The 17,607-nt window shown below is 61.7% G+C and carries 20 protein-coding genes and 1 tRNA gene; 7 read left to right on the top strand and 14 right to left on the bottom strand.

Going from position 1 to position 17,607, the window contains the following annotated elements:
* Positions 1-9 precede the first annotated feature (9 nt).
* The gene (locus tag ACM6IP_RS00585) at positions 10-1,212 is read left to right on the top strand and encodes an HlyD family efflux transporter periplasmic adaptor subunit (RefSeq protein WP_414860693.1); all 1,203 of its coding nucleotides are present in this window, start codon (positions 10-12) and stop codon (positions 1,210-1,212) included.
* 66 nt (positions 1,213-1,278) lie between these two features.
* Positions 1,279-2,808 carry a DHA2 family efflux MFS transporter permease subunit gene (locus tag ACM6IP_RS00580; RefSeq protein WP_414860692.1) on the top strand — a complete coding sequence of 510 codons (1,530 nt, stop codon included), beginning with the start codon at positions 1,279-1,281 and terminating at the stop codon, positions 2,806-2,808.
* 146 nt (positions 2,809-2,954) lie between these two features.
* On the opposite strand, the gene ACM6IP_RS00575 is transcribed toward ACM6IP_RS00580, so the two are convergent.
* The gene (locus tag ACM6IP_RS00575; protein WP_414860691.1) at positions 2,955-3,383 is read right to left on the bottom strand and encodes a GNAT family N-acetyltransferase; all 429 of its coding nucleotides are present in this window, start codon (positions 3,381-3,383) and stop codon (positions 2,955-2,957) included.
* Between the two features lie 353 nt (positions 3,384-3,736).
* On the opposite strand from ACM6IP_RS00575, the gene ACM6IP_RS00570 reads away from it, so the two are divergent.
* Positions 3,737-3,925: an SPOR domain-containing protein gene (locus ACM6IP_RS00570; protein ID WP_159994750.1), complete on the top strand. Its 189-nt coding sequence runs from the start codon at positions 3,737-3,739 to the stop codon at positions 3,923-3,925.
* Between the two features lie 98 nt (positions 3,926-4,023).
* Here the strand turns inward: ACM6IP_RS00570 and ACM6IP_RS00565 are convergent, their stop codons facing one another.
* Positions 4,024-4,206 (bottom strand): hypothetical protein, encoded by a 183-nt coding sequence (locus ACM6IP_RS00565; protein WP_095169287.1) that lies wholly within the window; start codon positions 4,204-4,206, stop codon positions 4,024-4,026.
* A 96-nt stretch (positions 4,207-4,302) separates the two neighbouring features.
* The gene (locus ACM6IP_RS00560; RefSeq protein ID WP_401128183.1) at positions 4,303-5,019 is read right to left on the bottom strand and encodes an SOS response-associated peptidase family protein; all 717 of its coding nucleotides are present in this window, start codon (positions 5,017-5,019) and stop codon (positions 4,303-4,305) included.
* 145 nt (positions 5,020-5,164) lie between these two features.
* On the opposite strand from ACM6IP_RS00560, the gene ACM6IP_RS00555 reads away from it, so the two are divergent.
* Positions 5,165-5,614 carry a GNAT family N-acetyltransferase gene (locus ACM6IP_RS00555; protein ID WP_095169285.1) on the top strand — a complete coding sequence of 150 codons (450 nt, stop codon included), beginning with the start codon at positions 5,165-5,167 and terminating at the stop codon, positions 5,612-5,614.
* Between the two features lie 11 nt (positions 5,615-5,625).
* Here the strand turns inward: ACM6IP_RS00555 and ACM6IP_RS00550 are convergent, their stop codons facing one another.
* On the bottom strand, positions 5,626-6,303 hold the full coding sequence (locus ACM6IP_RS00550; protein ID WP_095169284.1) for an SOS response-associated peptidase family protein: 678 nt from the start codon (positions 6,301-6,303) through the stop codon (positions 5,626-5,628).
* Positions 6,304-6,526: 223 nt separating this feature from the next.
* Entirely contained in the window at positions 6,527-7,759 is a 1,233-nt protein-coding gene (locus ACM6IP_RS00545) for an acyl-CoA dehydrogenase family protein (protein ID WP_095169283.1), read from the bottom strand.
* Positions 7,760-8,152: 393 nt separating this feature from the next.
* Between ACM6IP_RS00545 and sfnG the strand changes: the two genes are divergently transcribed.
* Complete coding sequence (sfnG, locus tag ACM6IP_RS00540; protein ID WP_414860690.1) at positions 8,153-9,253, top strand: dimethylsulfone monooxygenase SfnG; 1,101 nt, start codon at positions 8,153-8,155, stop codon at positions 9,251-9,253.
* 50 nt (positions 9,254-9,303) lie between these two features.
* On the opposite strand, the gene ACM6IP_RS00535 is transcribed toward sfnG, so the two are convergent.
* The 6 genes from ACM6IP_RS00535 to ACM6IP_RS00510 form a co-directional block, all read right to left on the bottom strand.
* Positions 9,304-10,407, bottom strand: coding sequence for a sigma-54 interaction domain-containing protein (locus ACM6IP_RS00535; protein ID WP_095169281.1), 1,104 nt, complete (start codon positions 10,405-10,407; stop codon positions 9,304-9,306).
* Positions 10,408-10,415: 8 nt separating this feature from the next.
* Entirely contained in the window at positions 10,416-11,642 is a 1,227-nt protein-coding gene (locus ACM6IP_RS00530; RefSeq protein ID WP_371917596.1) for an acyl-CoA dehydrogenase family protein, read from the bottom strand.
* Positions 11,614-12,177 (bottom strand): FMN reductase, encoded by a 564-nt coding sequence (msuE, locus tag ACM6IP_RS00525; RefSeq protein WP_095169279.1) that lies wholly within the window; start codon positions 12,175-12,177, stop codon positions 11,614-11,616. The genes ACM6IP_RS00530 and msuE overlap by 29 nt, the downstream gene beginning before the upstream one ends.
* A gap of 317 nt (positions 12,178-12,494) precedes the next feature.
* Positions 12,495-12,698 carry a hypothetical protein gene (locus tag ACM6IP_RS00520; protein WP_095169278.1) on the bottom strand — a complete coding sequence of 68 codons (204 nt, stop codon included), beginning with the start codon at positions 12,696-12,698 and terminating at the stop codon, positions 12,495-12,497.
* Positions 12,699-12,760: 62 nt separating this feature from the next.
* A complete protein-coding gene (locus ACM6IP_RS00515) occupies positions 12,761-13,405 on the bottom strand; it encodes an NAD-dependent DNA ligase (protein WP_095169277.1) in 645 nt (214 codons plus the stop codon).
* Between the two features lie 292 nt (positions 13,406-13,697).
* Positions 13,698-13,785 (bottom strand) — tRNA-Ser (locus tag ACM6IP_RS00510).
* A 124-nt stretch (positions 13,786-13,909) separates the two neighbouring features.
* Between ACM6IP_RS00510 and ACM6IP_RS00505 the strand changes: the two genes are divergently transcribed.
* Positions 13,910-14,581 carry a Bax inhibitor-1/YccA family protein gene (locus ACM6IP_RS00505; RefSeq protein ID WP_095169276.1) on the top strand — a complete coding sequence of 224 codons (672 nt, stop codon included), beginning with the start codon at positions 13,910-13,912 and terminating at the stop codon, positions 14,579-14,581.
* Between the two features lie 65 nt (positions 14,582-14,646).
* Here the strand turns inward: ACM6IP_RS00505 and ACM6IP_RS00500 are convergent, their stop codons facing one another.
* Positions 14,647-14,976 carry a YceK/YidQ family lipoprotein gene (locus ACM6IP_RS00500; protein WP_159994760.1) on the bottom strand — a complete coding sequence of 110 codons (330 nt, stop codon included), beginning with the start codon at positions 14,974-14,976 and terminating at the stop codon, positions 14,647-14,649.
* A 57-nt stretch (positions 14,977-15,033) separates the two neighbouring features.
* Positions 15,034-15,471 carry an Lrp/AsnC family transcriptional regulator gene (locus tag ACM6IP_RS00495; RefSeq protein ID WP_095169274.1) on the bottom strand — a complete coding sequence of 146 codons (438 nt, stop codon included), beginning with the start codon at positions 15,469-15,471 and terminating at the stop codon, positions 15,034-15,036.
* 132 nt (positions 15,472-15,603) lie between these two features.
* Between ACM6IP_RS00495 and ACM6IP_RS00490 the strand changes: the two genes are divergently transcribed.
* On the top strand, positions 15,604-16,497 hold the full coding sequence (locus ACM6IP_RS00490) for a DMT family transporter (RefSeq protein WP_414860689.1): 894 nt from the start codon (positions 15,604-15,606) through the stop codon (positions 16,495-16,497).
* Positions 16,498-16,504: 7 nt separating this feature from the next.
* On the opposite strand, the gene ACM6IP_RS00485 is transcribed toward ACM6IP_RS00490, so the two are convergent.
* Positions 16,505-17,584: an FUSC family protein gene (locus tag ACM6IP_RS00485; RefSeq protein ID WP_414860688.1), complete on the bottom strand. Its 1,080-nt coding sequence runs from the start codon at positions 17,582-17,584 to the stop codon at positions 16,505-16,507.
* Positions 17,585-17,607 lie beyond the last annotated feature (23 nt).

Raw genomic sequence — 17,607 nt, 5'->3', positions numbered from 1 at the left:
GTACTAGTCATGGCCAACGTGCAGAACACCCCGACTCCTGAAACCGCCCAAGACACGGGCAATCCCGGTAAACGCAAGTTCATGCTGCTGGTGCTGACACTGCTGGTGGTCCTGGGCTGCCTCGGCGTCTGGGGCTGGCATCACCTCTACGGGCGCTGGAGCGAAAGCACCGATGACGCCTATGTGAACGGCAACGTGGTGGCAATTACCCCGCTGGTCACCGGCACCGTGGTCAGCATCGGCGCGGACGAGGGCGACCTGGTCCAGGAAGGCCAGGTGCTCGTCAACTTCGACCCCAACGACGCCGAAGTCGGCCTGCAAAGTGCCCAGGCCAACCTGGCTCGCACGGTGCGCCAGGTACGTGGCCTGTACAGCAATGTCGATGGCATGAAAGCCCAGGTCAATGCGCAGAAGGCGGAAGTGCAGAAGGCCCAGGAAAACTACAGCCGACGCAAAAGTCTCGCCGCCGGCGGGGCGATTTCCCAGGAAGAACTGTCCCATGCCCGGGATGACCTGACCTCGGCGCAAAACGCCCTGGCCAATGCCCAGCAACAATTCCAGACCAGCAGCGCATTGGTGGACGACACCGTGGTGTCCTCCCATCCGGACGTGCAGGCGGCTGCTGCGCAATTGCGCCAGGCCTACCTGACGAAGGCCCGCAGCACCCTGATCGCCCCGGTCACCGGCTACGTGGCCAAGCGCACCGTGCAACTGGGGCAACGGGTGCAGCCGGGCACTGCCTTGATGGCGGTGATCCCCCTCGACCAGTTGTGGATCGACGCCAATTTCAAGGAAACCCAGCTGCGCGACATGCGCATCGGTCAAGCGGTGGACATCGAAGCCGACCTCTATGGCAGCGATGTGAAGTACAGCGGCACCATCGACAGCCTCGGTGCGGGCACCGGCAGTGCGTTTGCCTTGTTGCCAGCGCAGAACGCCACCGGTAACTGGATCAAGATCGTGCAGCGAGTGCCGGTACGCATCCACATCAACACCGAGCAACTGGCCAAGCATCCGTTGCGCGTCGGCCTATCGACCCTGGTCAAGGTCGACCTGCGCGACCAGAGCGGCCCGGTGCTGGCGCAGCAACCGCCGCAAAAGGCTTCGTTCAGTACTTCCATCTATGAGCGCCAGTTGGCCGACGCCGACGCGCTGATCAGTCGCCTGATCCACGACAACAGTTCAGTGGCGAGTAAAACTGCTCAACGCTGATTTCGCCAATCCGACCGCTGCGCCGCCTCCAGGGCGCAGCGCCTGCCTCGATTCAAAGGATTCGCGATGAGCAATAACGCGTCTTTCACCCCGCCCAGCCTGCTGCTCGCGACCATCGGCCTGTCGCTGGCGACCTTCATGCAGGTGCTCGACACCACCATCGCCAACGTGGCGTTGCCGACGATTTCCGGCAACTTGGGTGTGAGCTCGGAGCAGGGCACCTGGGTGATTACCTCGTTTGCCGTGAGCAACGCGATTGCCTTGCCGCTGACCGGCTGGCTGAGCCGGCGCTTTGGCGAGGTCAAGTTGTTCCTGTGGGCGACCATCCTGTTCGTGCTGGCCTCGTTCCTGTGCGGTATTTCCACCTCGATGCCGGAGTTGATCGGCTTTCGTGTGCTGCAAGGGCTGGTGGCCGGTCCTCTGTACCCGATGACCCAGACCTTGCTGATCGCAGTCTATCCGCCGGCCAGGCGCGGCATGGCCCTGGCGTTGCTGGCGATGGTCACGGTGGTGGCGCCGATTGCCGGGCCTATCCTCGGGGGCTGGATCACCGACAGCTACAGCTGGCCGTGGATCTTTTTCATCAACGTGCCCATCGGGATCTTCGCGGTGATGGTCGTCCGCCAGCAGCTCAAGGCCCGTCCTGTGGTCACCAGTCACCAGCCGATGGACTACGTGGGGTTGATCAGCCTGATCGTCGGCGTGGGGGCATTGCAGATCATCCTCGACAAGGGCAATGACCTGGACTGGTTCGAGTCGAATTTCATCCTGATTGGCGCGGCCATTTCGGTGATTGCCCTGGCGGTGTTCGTGATCTGGGAAATGACTGACAAGCACCCGGTGGTCAATCTGCGGCTGTTTGCCCATCGCAACTTTCGCATTGGCACCATTGTGCTGGTCTTGGGCTACGCCGGGTTCTTCGGCATCAACCTGATCCTGCCGCAGTGGCTGCAGACCCAAATGGGCTATACCGCGACCTGGGCCGGCCTGGCGGTGGCACCGATCGGTATCCTGCCGGTGCTGATGTCGCCATTTGTCGGCAAGTACGCGCACAAGTTCGACCTGCGCCTGCTGGCCGGACTGGCGTTCCTGGCGATTGGCCTGAGCTGCTTCATGCGCGCCGGGTTCACCAATGAGGTGGACTTCCAGCACGTAGCGCTGGTGCAGCTGTTCATGGGCATTGGCGTGGCGCTATTCTTCATGCCGACCCTGAGTATCCTGATGTCGGACCTGCCACCCCAGCAGATCGCCGACGGCGCCGGACTGGCGACCTTCCTGCGGACCCTGGGCGGCAGCTTCGCGGCCTCTCTGACCACCTGGATCTGGATCCGCCGGGCCGACCAGCATCACGCCTACCTGAGTGAACACCTGAGCACCTTCGACCCGGCCACCCGCGACGCCCTCAATACCCTGGGGGGCGCCGGCACCCCGGCTTACGCCCAGCTCGACCAGGTCCTGACCAGCCAGGCCTACATGCTGTCCACCGTGGACTACTTCACGCTGCTGGGCTGGGGGTTTGTCGGCTTGATCCTGCTGGTATGGCTGGCCAAACCGCCGTTTTCAGCGAAGGCCGGACCCGAAGCGAGTGGGCATTGAACGGCTTACCGCTGTAGGAGCACGGCTTGCCCACGATGAGTATCGGTATCTACACAACGTCGCACCACAGTTGTGTAGATACCTATGCCGCTATAAGGCCGGCATAGCCAGCATTTATGGTACGTGACACACCGCGCTTGCGAGGCTCAGTCGATCAGGCGCTTCTGGAAGAAGTAGCGCTTGCTCCCCGGCGGATAGTCGACAATCTGTCCGACTTCGGTGAAGCCCAGTTTGCTGTAGAACCCAGGCGCCTGGAATTCGAAGGTGTCGAGGTACATGCCGATGCAGCCTTTGTCCCGGGCCAGTTGCTCGGCCATGTGCATCAGCCGGGCGCCTATGCCCTGGCCACGTAGCTGTTCCTGCACGGACAGCAGGTCGATGAACAGCCATTGGTAAAACATTTTCCCGTAGAGCCCACCGAGGATCGCTTCGCTGTGTTCATCGCGCACCAGCAAGGCGATTTCCTGATAGTGACCGTCACCGGCATTGGCAATGTTGTGGGCGCGCAACGGGTCGAGAATGGCCTGGCGTTCTGCGGGTTGCGGGTCTTGGGTTACTTCGATGCGCACGGGCATGGTCGACGTCCTTGTGTCGGGGAAGGGGGATGCAGGCGCAGCCTAGCGTGTGGAACGGGTTGTAGGAAAGTCGCCCAGGGCGTTTTACGTGCAAAAAAAGCCCGCATGGGGGGATGCGGGCTGAATGTTCCTTGGATGTGCGTGCTGACTATAAGGGGCCAGTTGGGCGGGCAGGGTGAAGAATTTTTCATCTGCCCGACCGTTCGTCCGCCGGCCAGCACCTTGGCGGGCTGGCCCTCTCAAAGCGGTATGGCTCGTGCGTCGGCCTCTCGACCGTTCACCCGCTGGTGTCCACGACGAGAAGCGTCGGGTGTAAGTTGAGTGCGGGCTTATCGACTTCAATGGAGGTGGCTATGAGTATGCCCATGCTGAATAAAATGCACATGAACGGTTATGAACTGGTGAGTGTCAACAGTGGCCCCTGGCGGGTCTGCACGCAGCGCGACCGGATCGGCACCTTTGCCACCCGGGAAGAGGCGCTGGCATTCGCCGCCTCACTGCCGGGCTACAAACCCCGCACGGCACCGACTGCCAACCGCTAGGCACGCGCTGGCTCGCGATGGACCTCAAGCAACCCGCGGGCGTGTTCAATCCCCGCGGCGTGCTGCAGTCCATCGCGAACCGGCCAGTTGAAGCTACATCATGATTTGCGCCGGTCAGGGCCGGTCGGGTTGCCGGTGTCGAGCAGTCGGCGCTCTATCAGCACGTTCTGCAGGGCCTGACGGTCGGTGGGAGCCAGTTGATGCTGGCGTTCCTTGAGCTCCAGCAGAATCGGGTTGGACCAGGTGCGATAGGTCCGCTCGGCCTGTTGAATCGGGTTCATCTTCGTCTCCCAGACAAGATGGTGCACGAGAAGGGCTGCAGGGCATACCGCGCACAGGCTAGTCGAGAATCCCGTCACTCGCCAGGCGCGGGCGGGTCAGCCATTGCCCTTTTCATCGCCGCCCCTGAGGACTTTGCCGATGGGCGTGATCAACCCCGGTTGGTGGTTGCGCACGTTGCCCACGGCACTGTCGACCTTGAACCATTCAAAGGCCTCGGCAGGCTCCGCTTCGTGCAGCACCATCTGCTCGGCACGTTCCTTGGGCATCCCCAGGTTGAGCCATTCCCGGGCCAGTTCCGGTGACAGCACCAGCGGGCGCCGGTCATGCAGGTCGACCAGGCCGCCCACGCTGTCCGCGGTGATGATCACAAAGCCGTCATCGGCTCGCGGCTCGCGCCCGCCCGCCGGGTATTGGCCAATGGCAGCGCAAAGGATCGGCGCCCGGTCGCGGCGCCGGATCAGGTACGGCTGTTTGTTCGGACCGCCTTCGTAGACCCACTCGAACCAGTTGTCGATGGGGGTGATGGCGCGATGCGGCCAGATCGCCCGGAAGAACGCGCCGTGGGCCACTTTTTCTACCCGGGCGTTGATTGGCAAGGAGTGGTCGGTGGACCAATGGGGTCGCCATCCCCAACGCACGCGATCGGCGTGCAGGGTTTCTCCCTCGAGATGAATCAGGGCGACCTGGGTGGTCGGCGCGACGTTGTACTGCGCCAGTGCATCGTCGCCCAGGGTGTTGACCAGGGCGTTGGGCATGCCGAGGGCTGCGACAAAGTCGTGAATACCCCGGTACTGTGAAAGTCTTCCGCACATTGGAAAGCCCTCCGCTGGAGCTTTGAGCTTAGTCCAAGGGCGAGCGCAGGGTTTTGGCCTGGGTTACAGATCTCCAACAATCAATCTGTTTATCCCGCCCCCGGCGCCTTTCTACAATGGCGCACGATCTTCAGGAGATGGGCAGATGAGTGTGCGCACGCGAATGGCCACGGTGGAGGATGTCGAAAGCCTGTTCGAGATTCGCACTTCAGTGGCGCAGAACCACTTGAGCCGGGAGCAGATGGACGCGCTGGGTATAACCGCGCAAGTGTTGAATTCGGCGATCAAGGAGGGGCCTTGTGTGTGGATCGCAGAGGTCGATGAACGGCCGGTGGCGTTTTCCATGATTGACCGCGACGAAGGCGAGGTGTTTGCCATGTTTGTCCGCCCGGCCTATGAAAATAGAGGCCTGGGGCGCCTGTTGATGGCCGCCGCCGAAGCCGAACTGTTCCGGGCCCATGAGCGCATTTTCCTGGTGACCGATGGCCGTCAGGAAATCCGCGCCAATGGCTTTTATCAGCGCCTGGGCTGGACGGTGGTGGCCAGGGTGGATGCCCGGGATGTGCGTTATGAAAAACGCCGGCCACTGGCCTGACACCGGCGGGCTCATGCGGAGCGGCGCAAATGACTGGCGGTGTTGTCCAGGGCCAGGTTGACCTGAAGCCACTCAAAATCTGCACAGGGCAGGCAATGGTGCCTGGCGATTTCTTCGGCGCGCTGGGGCGAGAGCATCGGGTCAAGCCATTCGTTGGCATGGTCCGCTGCCAGCACCAGTGGCCTGCGGTGGTGAATGCGGGTTATGCGCGTGTCACCAGCGGTGGTCAGGATCACAAAGCCGCCCCCCTGGTGCGGTGCATCTCCACGATGGATGTGGGCCAGTGCGGCAAAGAACATCGGCTGACGACTTCGCAGGCGCATGAAATACAGGTGCGGGGTATGCGGCGCTTGCGCATCATCCACCCACTCGTACCAGCCATCGCTGGGCACTACGGCCCGGCCATTGGGCCAGAGCAACCTGAAATCGGTCTGCGTCGAAACGGTTTCCACCGGCATCTGCACTGAATCAGGTTGCTTGCCGCGTGCCCCAAAAGGCGCCCAACCCCAACGCACGGCATCAATATGAAGCCCGTCCTCGCAACCGTGCAGGACCTGCGCGCACTTGGCTGGCGCGACGTTGAATGGCCGCAGCGACTGGTTCTGGTAGCCGGTAGGCACCGCGCCTTTGGGGTTTAACGCTGCGATGAAGGCCGCCATGCCCTCGTGCTGAACAAAATGACCACACATAGTTCACCTGCCCGTCGGATGCTAGCTGCCCGAAGTAGACCCGCTGTTTTCCCGATCTTGACCGGGTAGTGGGTCATAACGATTACAGTCACTGCAAATCCAGGGCCAATCTTCACCAGTGGGGTAAGTTAGGTGCAACGCACCTCTGTAGGAGCGCGGCTTGCCCGCGATGGCAGACGAAGGTTCGCCATCGCGGGCAAGCCTTGCTCCTACAAGCCCCGTCTTATTTAGACCCCGCACCGATCTGCCAGACGTACGGCGGTTCGGTGCCGTTGATTTCCCAGTCGCCGATGATCCGTTCCTTGTAGATCAGCGGGTTGTGCGAGGCGGCGGTGCGCGCGTTGCGCCAGTGTCGATCGAAGGCCTTGGTGGTGCTGGTGGCCGAGGCGCTGAGGGCGTTGAACAGGTCGCTGGTGGCGCGCAGCACCAGGTCGGCGATGACCACCTGGGCCTGGGCCGACTCCAGTTCGGCGGCGATGTTGGCGGCGCGTTCAGCGACCGGGTCCTGGGCGAAGCGGCTTTCATACGCCAACTGCAAGGCCGTCGCCGCGCGCAGGGTGGTGGCGTGGGCGGCGTAGACCTGCGCCGAAGCCTTGCCCAGCACTTGCTGCACCTGGACATCCTGACTGACGTGGCTGGCGTTGCCGGTGCTGAAGACGCGTTTGCGGGTGCGCACTTCTTCGCTGATATCGAGCACGGCGGCGCGCCCGGCACCGGTCTGGACCGCCAGCAGCACCAGTTGATAAAAGGCCGTCTGGTATTTGAAGCGGGTGGCGAAGTCCAACAGATTCTCGGGCTCCACCACTGCGTTGACGAACACTGAGGTGCCGCTGCCGGTGGTGCGTTGGCCAAAACCGTCCCAATCGTCGCTCTGGCTGATGCCCGGCTGTTGCACACGCACGGCGGCGATCACGTCGGCACCGTTGTCATCGCGCTGGGCGTAGAGGTCGATCCAGTCGGCAAAGATGCTGCCGGTGCTGTAGTACTTGGTGCCGCTGACCACCCACTGCTCACCCAGGCGCGAGACGCGGGTGCCGACCTCGCCGATCTTCACGCTGCCGACTTCGGTCCAGGCGTTGCCGACCAGCTCACCCTGGACAAAACGTTCGAACCAGAGGTCCTGCGGCGTGTCGGCCTGGGCGTTGAGGCGGTCCTCGACAAACGCGAAGTGCCCGCGCAACGCCTGGGGCAGGTTGGAGTCGGCGGCGGCCAGCTCGATCAGCAGTTCGAACAATTGCGGCAGGGTCGCCCCCGCGCCACCGTACTGCACGGGTACGCGCACGGCACCAAAGCCGGCTTCCTTGAGCCACTGCACAGGCTCAAAGGGCAGGCTGCGACTGTGCTCGCGCTGCAGGGCGCCGGCAGCGATGCGCGCGAAGATCGGTCGGAAGCGCTCGGCCAGGGCCTGGTAGTCGGCGCCACTGGCAAGGGGCAGGTGCTGCTGCTGGATGGTCATGGGGCAGTTCCTTAATCGAAGGCAAGAGAAGCAACAACGCAGTGCAGCTGTTGCGTCCTGCTGCCAGTGCACAGGTCGTGCCTGGCGTGGCAAACCCCGCGATAACAGGGGATTCGGCGGGATTTGCGCTGCTCACGGCTGTCGCCTGGCGGGCAACTTGCTGAAGTGCTGACCGCCCGGCAACAACGACCAGGGCGCATCGCGGCGCAGGGCTTCGCACGCCAGTGTTGTGCGCGCAACAGTTGATCAACAGCCTGTGCGCTGGGCGACACTTGGCTTTCGCAGAAAATACACATAACTATTTGATTAATAATGGTTAATTAAGGTGGCACGGTTGCTGCTCTAGTCCTGTTGCAGGTGCCGCGGTGGCCTCTGCCAGCAGGAGTACATGCAATGAGCCACGACAACATCAAATTTGCCTACTGGGTGCCCAATGTCAGCGGCGGGCTGGTGGTCAGCAAGATCGAACAGCGCACCAGTTGGGATATCGACTACAACCGCAAGCTGGCGCAGATCGCCGAACGGGCCGGCTTCGAATACGCCTTGTCGCAGATCCGCTTCACCGCCGGTTATGGCGCAGAAAACCAGCACGAATCGGTGACCATCAGCCACGCGCTGTTGGCCGCTACCGAAAAGCTCAAGGTCATCGCCGCGATCCTGCCGGGTCCCTGGAGTCCGGTGTTGGCGGCCAAACAGTTGGCGACTATCGACCAGTTCACCAATGGCCGGGTGGCGGTCAATATTGTCTCGGGCTGGTTCAAGGGCGAGTTCCGCGCGATCGGCGAGCCGTGGCTGGACCATGATGAGCGCTATCGTCGTTCCGAAGAGTTCATCCGGGCGCTGAAGGGCATCTGGACCCAGGACAACTTCAGTTTTCACGGTGATTTCTACCGCTTCCACAACTACACGCTCAAACCCAAGCCGTTGCAGCAACCGCACCCGGAAATTTTCCAGGGGGGCAGCTCACGCGCGGCGCGGGACATGGCTTCGCGTGTCTCCGACTGGTACTTCACCAACGGCAACACGGTGGAAGGGATCAAGGCCCAGGTCGACGATATCCGCGCGAAGGCGGCGATCAATGGCCACTCGGTGAAAATCGGCGTGAATGCCTTTGTCATCGCCCGTGAAACCGAAGCGCAGGCGCGCGCGGTATTGCAGGAAATCATCGCCAAGGCCGACCCGGAAGCGGTCAACGGTTTTGGTGGCGAGGCGAAAAATGCCGGTGCCTCCAGCCCCGAAGGCGAGGGTAACTGGGCCAAGTCGACCTTCGAAGACCTGGTGCAGTACAACGATGGCTTCAAGACCAATCTGATCGGTACGCCACAGCAGATTGCCGAGCGGATCGTCGCCCTCAAGGCCGTGGGCGTGGACCTGGTGCTCAGTGGTTTCCTGCACTTTCACGAAGAGGTGGAGTACTTCGGTCGCAAGGTGTTGCCGCTGGTGCGTGAGCTGGAGCGCGAGGCGCTCGCGCCCCAGGCCGCGGCATTGGCGTAAAGGACACCAGAGTCGGCATTGTTTTGCCCGAATGAGCGCGGTGGCCTGGCTCAGATCGACAGGTTGGCAACTTTCACCGCCTGGCCATCCTGGGTCGGGCGGCGCTTGTTGACCACCAACTCACCGACCTTGATCAGCATGGCTCGGGTGATGTTGCGACTCAGGCCCAGCAGGCTCGCGGTGTGCACCTGGTTGTAGTGGCTGAACTGATAGGCCGCGCGCAGCAACGCGTGCTCGACCCGCTCGTGAAGGGCGCCGCTTTCTTCCTCGAACAGGCGCTGGAAGGCTTGCTGCAACAAAGCGTCGGCGCTGTCGTCGGTGGCGCTGCTGCTGGCGTCCTGGCGCTCGATACGCAAGTTGGACAGGTGCAGGTCGTGGACGCGGATCAGGTGATTGCGGCAGATCAGCAGGGTGTGGTGAATGACGTTTTCCAGCTCGCGGATATTGCCCGGCCAGGAGTAGCCCACCAGCTTCTGCTCGGCCTCGCTGTCCAGCGCCACTTCGCCGTAGCCCAGGCGGCGGCTGTATTCGGCGATGAAGTGCCGGATCAGCGGCAGAATATCCCCGGGCCGCTCGCGCAGTGGACTCAGCTCCAGGCTGACCACGTTCAGCCGGTAGTACAGGTCCTCGCGAAAGTGTCCGGCGTTGATGGCTTTTTCCAGCTGCACGTTGGTTGCCGCCAGCACCCGCACATCGATCGGAATGCTTTTACGCGAACCCAGGCGCACCACTTCACGCTCCTGCAGCACCCGCAGCAACTTGACCTGGATCGGCATCGGCAAATCGCCGATCTCGTCGAGGAACAGGGTGCCGCCGTTGGCCTCCTCGAACCAGCCGGCCTTGGCGCTGAGGGCACCGGTGAAGGCGCCTTTTTCATGACCGAACAGTTCGGCCTCCACCAGGCTTTCGGAGAACGCGCCGCAGTTGACCGCGATAAACGGCTTGTTGCGCCGGGCGCTGAGGTTGTGCAGGTGACGGGCCACCAGTTCCTTGCCGGTCCCGGTTTCGCCGATGATCAACACGCTGGCATCACTGGGGGCGACTTGTTGCAGGTGCGCCAGCAGTGCCTGTGATTTGGGGTCTTCGAACACTTGCGCGGTGGCGCGTATCGAGGTGGCCAGGGCAGGAGAGGGCGGCAGCGTGAGTAGTTGCATGGTCGGGCCTATGAGTAAAAGGTCGGAGTGGGCAGGGCCGTGTTGAGCGCCCAGTCACCCAGTTCGTGGAGCTTGTAGTCCACGGGGTCGTGCAGGGTCTGGGTGCGCAGGTTGCGCCAATGCCGGTCCAGGCGCAGCGCGGCGTGGGTGGCACGGGCGCCGGTGACTTCGAACAGGCGGCTAGCCAGGTCCAGGCCAGTGCGGGTGGCGGCGACCTTGGCCGTAGCGATGGCCAGCGCCAGTTGGCCACGCTCCTCGGCGTCGAGCCGTTGTTCTTTGCTCCAGGCCTGGTCGAGCAAGGCGTTGGCGCGCTCGGTGAGCAGGCGCACGCTCTGGAGCCCGACCCAGAACTCGCCGTAATGGCGCAGCACATAGGGGTCCTGGTTGGCCTGCTCGACGCTGGCCTTGAACCAGGGGCGGGTTTCCTTGAGGGTGTAGTTGCGCGCCTCTTCGAAGGCACCTTCGGCGATGCCGAGGAAGATATTGGTGAAGGTCAGTTGGGCAATCAGCGGGCGCAGGCAGGCAAAGGGTGTGCTCAGCGGCCCGGGATCGAGCAGCAGTTCGTTTTCTTCCACGCGCACCCGTTCAAAGGTGGCGCTGCCGCTGTCGGTCTGGCGTTGGCCGATGTTGTCCCAGTCACCATGCAAGGTGATACCGGTGCGATGACTGGGGATGGCGGCGATCAACAGCTTGCCGTGGGTGGACTCATGCAGCGCCGAGGCAATCAGCATTTCCGAATCGGCGGAGCCGGAGCAGAAACTCTTGCGCCCGGAGAACTCGCGGTAGCCGGCAAACTGTTTGGACAGGGTGCGGGTGTCCAGCGGGTTCAGGGCATTGCCCCAGAACCAGTTGTTGCGCGCGGTCTGCTCGAACCACGGCTGCCATTGTTCGGGCCGGGAAAACAGGCGCACCGTGGCCAGCATCAGGTGTTGGAAGCCGAATACATGGGCGATCGAACTGTCGACCCTGGCGAACTCGCGGACCACCTCCAGGGTGTCGCTCCAACTGGCGCCCAGGCCGCCGTACTGCGGGTCGATTTTCATCGCCAGCAGGCCGCTGCGGCGCAACGCATCGCGCTCGGCCTTCGGTGTGCCACCCACTTGGTCGCGTTCGGCGGCGGTGCGGGAAAACTCGGCCGCGAGGGTGCGGGCGATCTGCAGCGGGGTTTGCAGTCGAGATCGATTGATGGCGGTCACGAGCGGCTCCTCAGGCTGTCTTGCGCAGGTCGGCGGCATGGGCGCTGAACAGCGGCGCAGCCCGTTCCACGGCCAGGCGGATGCGGGTGTTCAGCGCTTCACTGGTGATCTGGTAGTCACTGAAATCAGCCTGCGAGGCATACACGCCCAAGGGCAGGGTCACGGACTGGAAGAAGCTGAACAGCGGGCGTAACTGGTGATCGATTACCAGCGCATGCCGATCGCTGCCACCCGTGGCCGCCAGCAATACCGGGGTGTCGATCAGTGCATCGTGGCCAATCAGGTCGAACAGGTGCTTGAACTGGCCCGGGTACGAACCACGGTAGACCGGCGCCGCCACCACCAGCAGGTCCGCCGATTCGATGGCTTGCAACTCGAACTCGACGGTTTCCGGCAGCTCCTGACGGGACAGGGCGCTGCCCAGCGGACGGACAATGTCGCCCAGTTCGATGATGCGGCTGTCGATGGGCAGGTAGCGAGCCAGCTCCGCAACAATGGCCTGGACCAGCACCAGAGTGCGCGAAGGGCGAAAGGTACCACCGGAAACGGCGACGACTTTTAGTGGGGTGCTCATGGGCTGTGTTCCTGTGCGAGTAGGGGATGTACAGCCGTCAGAGCAAGAGTCGTTCCATGGTTTGAATAATCATATAAATCAAACGCTTATGGTGTTTTTACAGGGCAACTGCTGTTGCTTGGGCAGCGAACTGTTGGGCGACTGTTGCCCTGGCAACAGCGGGGATCGCTGTTGCTGGGACAACATTGCGCAGCTCGTGAGGGGAATGTAGATGATCTAAAAAACACTCAATAAATACTTTTTAGTTATTAGCTTAAAGCCCGCATTGGCCCTTTTCGGACCGCGATTGATCGAGTACGGGCTGATCCTGGGGAATCTCAATGAAGCACTCTGCGACTCTCGCCAATCCTTATTCGATCCAGGGCTCGGTTCAGCGCGTCCAATGCATCCAGAAGGGCTTTCGCCTCAGCCTCCCTGCCATCGCCCCAAAGACGTTCGGCCATTTTGTTCAGGGCCTGGATAGATCGCTCAATGTCGGCAGCGGTTGTTGTCACTTTGCTTTCCGGTGGTTTGTTTGGCATTCAGGAACCCTTGCAGGGCATCGCGTTGCAGCAGATCGCGTCGGACTGTCCAGCTCAATACGTCAGCCAAAAAGGGCACGCTGCCATTGCTGCTCACCGATGATGGCGATAGGGGAGCCGGCCTCTCTGAGTTCGACCGCTTTGATTATCTTTGTCCCATAGGTGCTATGGCGCCACTGGTCATTGCCAATACTGCCAACCACCAGGTAATGAATTTTCTTGCTGACCCCGCCGCCAATAATGCCGCCACGCTCCTCCACCAGGACCTGGCAGTCTTTACGCGGTCCATAGGCCATGATTCCGGTGAAAACAAACAAATTGCCGTCCCAAGTGATAGCGGGTTCAGGGTGATTGAAGGGGAGGTCATTGGGCGGGGTGAAGGTGTGATCGCCAGCCTTGGGTTTTTCGCTGCTCAGGCCAGAAAACCCTTGCAGCAGACCGATTAGCTCAAGGGATTCATCTGCATCCAGCACCCCGTCCAGGAGCATATTGGCGAGGCGTGAATAAAGCAGGTTGATGACCGGATCATCAAGGTGGGCCAGATTCGTTTCCAGCCAATCCCTGAGGAACAGCCCTTCGGCGGTCGATACGACGCCGTCGGCGGCGAGGCCTGCTGCCAAGCCAACGAGTGCATCCGCTGAACGCCTGTCGATCCGCGAGCGATGGAAGTACTTGCTTCGCTCGAATTCGCCGTGAATGTCGGTCATCTGAATTCCTTGTCGTGATGTGGTGCAGCGAGAGCTTTAAGTATCCACCGCGCCAGATGGCTGCATCAACCCGGCCGGATTTGTTTCTAATAGCATGTTACGCGCTTCAGTTTGTTGTCATGAATCAGGGCGATTGGGATGGGTGTTCGATTGGCAGGACGCCAGGGAGATGACCGGGAATCAACGATGATTTCTGGCTGTTCCATCAGGGAAAATCAGCGCAGGGGTGACAGGAAAGCCAAACCCCAGAAACGACAAAGCCCTGAAAAATCAGGGCTTTGTCGTATAAATGTGGCGGAAGCGTAGAGATTCGAACTCTAGGATAGTTGCCCATCGACGGTTTTCAAGACCGTTGCCTTAAACCACTCGGCCACGCTTCCAAACTGCTTTGCGGGCGCCATAATACCCGAATGAAACACACTGTCAAACTCTCTGCATAGCTAGTTACAGAGCGTCTGTTATGATCTTTGCGACTGAACGTTTCAAACCTACAGGAGTGTCGCCATGCGCGAACAGGATTACGCAGTTAATAACAGCGTGCAGGCTGAGCAGCTAGAGGTTAGCCGCGTCCTGCGCAACACGTACGGCTTGCTCGCCCTTACCCTGGCCTTCAGCGGTGTGATGGCGTTCGTGGCGCAGCAGATGCGGGTCGGTTATCCGAACATCTTTGTGGTGCTGATCGGCTTCTATGGCCTGTTCTTCCTCACCAACAAACTTCGTGATTCGGCCTGGGGCCTGGTGTCGGCTTTTGCCCTGACCGGTTTCATGGGCTTTCTGCTCGGCCCGATCCTTAACCGTTACCTGGGCATGCAGGGCGGCGCTGAAGTGGTCAGCTCGGCCTTCGCCATGACTGCGCTGGTGTTCGGCGGCCTGTCGGCCTATGTGCTGATTACCCGCAAGGACATGAGCTTCCTCGGTGGTTTCATCACAGCAGGTTTCTTCGTCCTGCTGGGCGCGGTGCTGGCGAGCATGTTCTTCCAGATCAGCGGCCTGCAACTGGCGATCAGCGCTGGCTTCGTGCTGTTCTCCTCGGTCTGCATCCTGTTCCAGACCAGCGCCATCATCCATGGCGGCGAGCGTAACTACATCATGGCGACCATCAGCCTGTATGTATCGATCTACAACCTGTTCGTCAGCTTGTTGCAGCTGTTCGGCATCATGAGCCGCGATGATTGATCGGCGCTCCTGATACTAAAAAACCCGCTTCGGCGGGTTTTTTTTGCCTGGCATTCGGCCGGGCTTCACTCGGTGACGATGATGCTGCCGTCAGCCTGTTGCCGGTAGATGGTGTATGGCAGCAGGGCGGTGTCCAGCACGCCGGAAATCAGCGCATCGATCAACACTATGATGGTGCCGTTGTCGTGTTTTTGCGCGTCGATGCCTTCCTTCAGCGGTGCGTAGAGAGTGCAGAAGTCATAAGTCACCCCGCTGTAGATTCGGGGTACGGCGCCGCAGTAGCTTTTCTGTTCCTTGAGGCTGGCTGCCGCCGCTTCGTCGCTGCGCACCACCGTCTGTACCGTTCCGCAGCCTGACAGCAGCATCGTTGCCAGGAGCACGCCGTGAATTTTCATGCCGCCAATCCTTCGCCGGAAAAATTGCACTCTACGCCGTTGTGCGTCGGACCACACTCACGCCATCGGCGGCAGGCGGCGTTTGACCGGGGTTTTCTTGACGATCGCGGTGTTGGTCTCGGCGTAGCTGTTGAGGCGGTCGAGCAGGGTGTCGAGCTGTTCCATCGAGCGCACGTGCAGGCGCGCGATGAAGCAGTCGTCGCCGGTGACCTTGTCACATTCGGTGAACTCGGGGATGGCCTGGATCTGTCGTTCGACATGCTGCAACTGGCCGGGCAGTGGGCGGATGCGCACGATGGCTTGCAACTGGTAGCCAAAACTCTTGGGGTCGATTTCGACGGTGTAGCCGGTGAGTACGCCGCGCTCTTCGAGGCGGCGCAGGCGCTCGGCGACGCTGGGTGAGGACAGGCCGCTGATCTGCGCCAGGGCCTTGAGCGAGCGCCGGGAGTCCTGCATCAGGGCGCTGATCAGCAGTTGATCAATGTCGTCAGTCATCTGAAGCCTCTTAGGCAATAACTCAAAATTGCCTTGATAAAAAAGGTGAATACGCAGTTTAGCCTGCATTTGGCCATGGAGGCGGCAGATACCTCAGCGCCATACTTTGCGCTCACAACGAGGAACCTGATCATGGACAACACCCTTCGCCGCGGCTCGCTGGAAATGACCGCCGCCATGCTGATTTCCGGAACCATCGGCTGGTTCGTGCTGGTCAGCGGCCAGCCGGTACTGGATGTGGTGTTCTGGCGCTGCGTGTTCGGCGCCGCGACCCTGTTGCTGATTTGCGCGATGTTCGGTTTTTTGCGTCCGGGCCTGCTGAGTCGCACCACCTTCCTGTTGGCCGTACTCAGCGGGGTGGCGATTGTCGGTAACTGGGTGCTGCTGTTTGCTTCCTACTCGCGGGCTTCGATTGCCATCGGCACCGCGGTGTACAACGTGCAGCCGTTCATGCTGGTGGGGCTGGCGGTGTTGTTTCTCGGCGAGAAGATCAGCCTGCAAAAGCTGTCCTGGCTGGGGCTGGCGTTTCTCGGGATGCTGGCGATCGTCAGTGCCCATGGCGAGCAGGGCGCGGGCGGCGATCAGTACCTGCTGGGGATTGCCCTGGCGTTGGGCGCGGCGCTGCTGTACGCCTTTGCTGCGCTGATCATCAAGCGCCTGACCGGCACGCCGCCGCACTTGATTGCGCTGATCCAGGTCTGCACCGGCGTGCTGTTGCTGGCGCCCTGGGCCAATTGGTCGGCGTTGCCACAACACTCGACGGCCTGGGCCAGCCTGCTGACCCTGGGCATTGTCCACACCGGGGTGATGTACGTGCTGTTGTACGGCGCGATCCAGAAGCTGCCGACCGCGTTGACCGGAGCGCTGTCGTTCATCTACCCGATCGCTGCCATTCTGGTCGACTGGCTGGCTTTTGGTCATCGCCTGGAGCTGCTGCAATGGATCGGAGTGGCGGCGATTCTGCTGGCGGCTGCCGGCATGCAACAAGGTTGGGGCAGCGCCACTCGCAAAGCCGTGACCTCCTGAGCGCTTCTCAGATCTTCCAGTGGGGTGCCGACTTGACCAGGCGCTGGCGCATCTCGTTGAGGTTGTTTGCCAGTTGCCGGGTCAACAACCGGTAGCCGTCCAGAGCGCTGTACACCGGCGCCTCCATCGCGTTTTGCAGCAGCGGCTCACTGCTGTTGCGTTCAAGGCGCTCGGTGGCGCCCGATTGCAGGGCGCGCGCCATGCCGATCAGCAGGCGGCGAATCTCGCGATGCTCGGCTTTGAGCGCCAGTTGCATCTGCGCCATGGCGTGTTCATCGCGGGTGTCGGGGCGGGTGTTGGCGAGGATTTCCAGGGTGCTGATGCACAGCCGCAAGTTGCGTTGCAGGGCGTCCAGTTCGGTCATGGAGATGCGTACTTCCTTGGACACCGAGGGCATCAGCGAGCGCAGTTGCACCATCACGCCGTTCAAGCGCCCGAGGAGTTTGAGGTAGTGGTCGTCGGTTACCGACTGCCCGCTGATGATCCGGCTGTAGATGCTTGCGCAGTCACTCAGTGCCCCAGCCAGTTTGTAACGCCAGGAGTACACCGCATACAGCGGCAGGGCGAAGGAAAATGCCAGGGCCAGGACGATGCCGATGAGGATATCCACGGTACGCCACAGTCCATCGGTGACATGGTTGTCGCCGTGGCCGGCGACGATGAACACGGTGATCGCCGACAGCAGCGCGGTATAACCGCCCTTGCCAATGGCGTGGTAGGAGAAGAAGCCGCAGACCACCGACATGCCGAAGTAGGTCAGCCACGGCAGGCCAAGCCAGGCCTGCTGTAGCACCAGCAGCAACCCCACGGCGGCCCCGATCAATGTGCCATAGGCGCGCTCGGCGGCTTTTTTACCGATGTTGCCGTGGTGTTGCAGGCCACCGATCACCACCAGCATGGTGACGGACGCCCATTCGCCATGGGGCAGGTTGATCCCCGTGGTCAGCAGGATGGTCGCCAGCAGGCCCAGCGAGACCCGGATGGCGTGGATCACCCGGGCGTTGCGGTAGCGCCGGTACGGGTCCAGCAAGGGCCGTAGCAGGCGCCGCAACAAGGGTGGCAGGCGCAGTGAGCGAAAGGCGGTCATCGGGTTGCCGGGGTGTCCTTGAG

The sequence above is a fragment of the Pseudomonas sp. IT-P176 genome, assembly GCF_949767245.1.
Classification (GTDB): Bacteria; Pseudomonadota; Gammaproteobacteria; order Pseudomonadales; family Pseudomonadaceae; genus Aquipseudomonas.
This window is presented reverse-complemented; position numbering and strand designations above follow the sequence as displayed.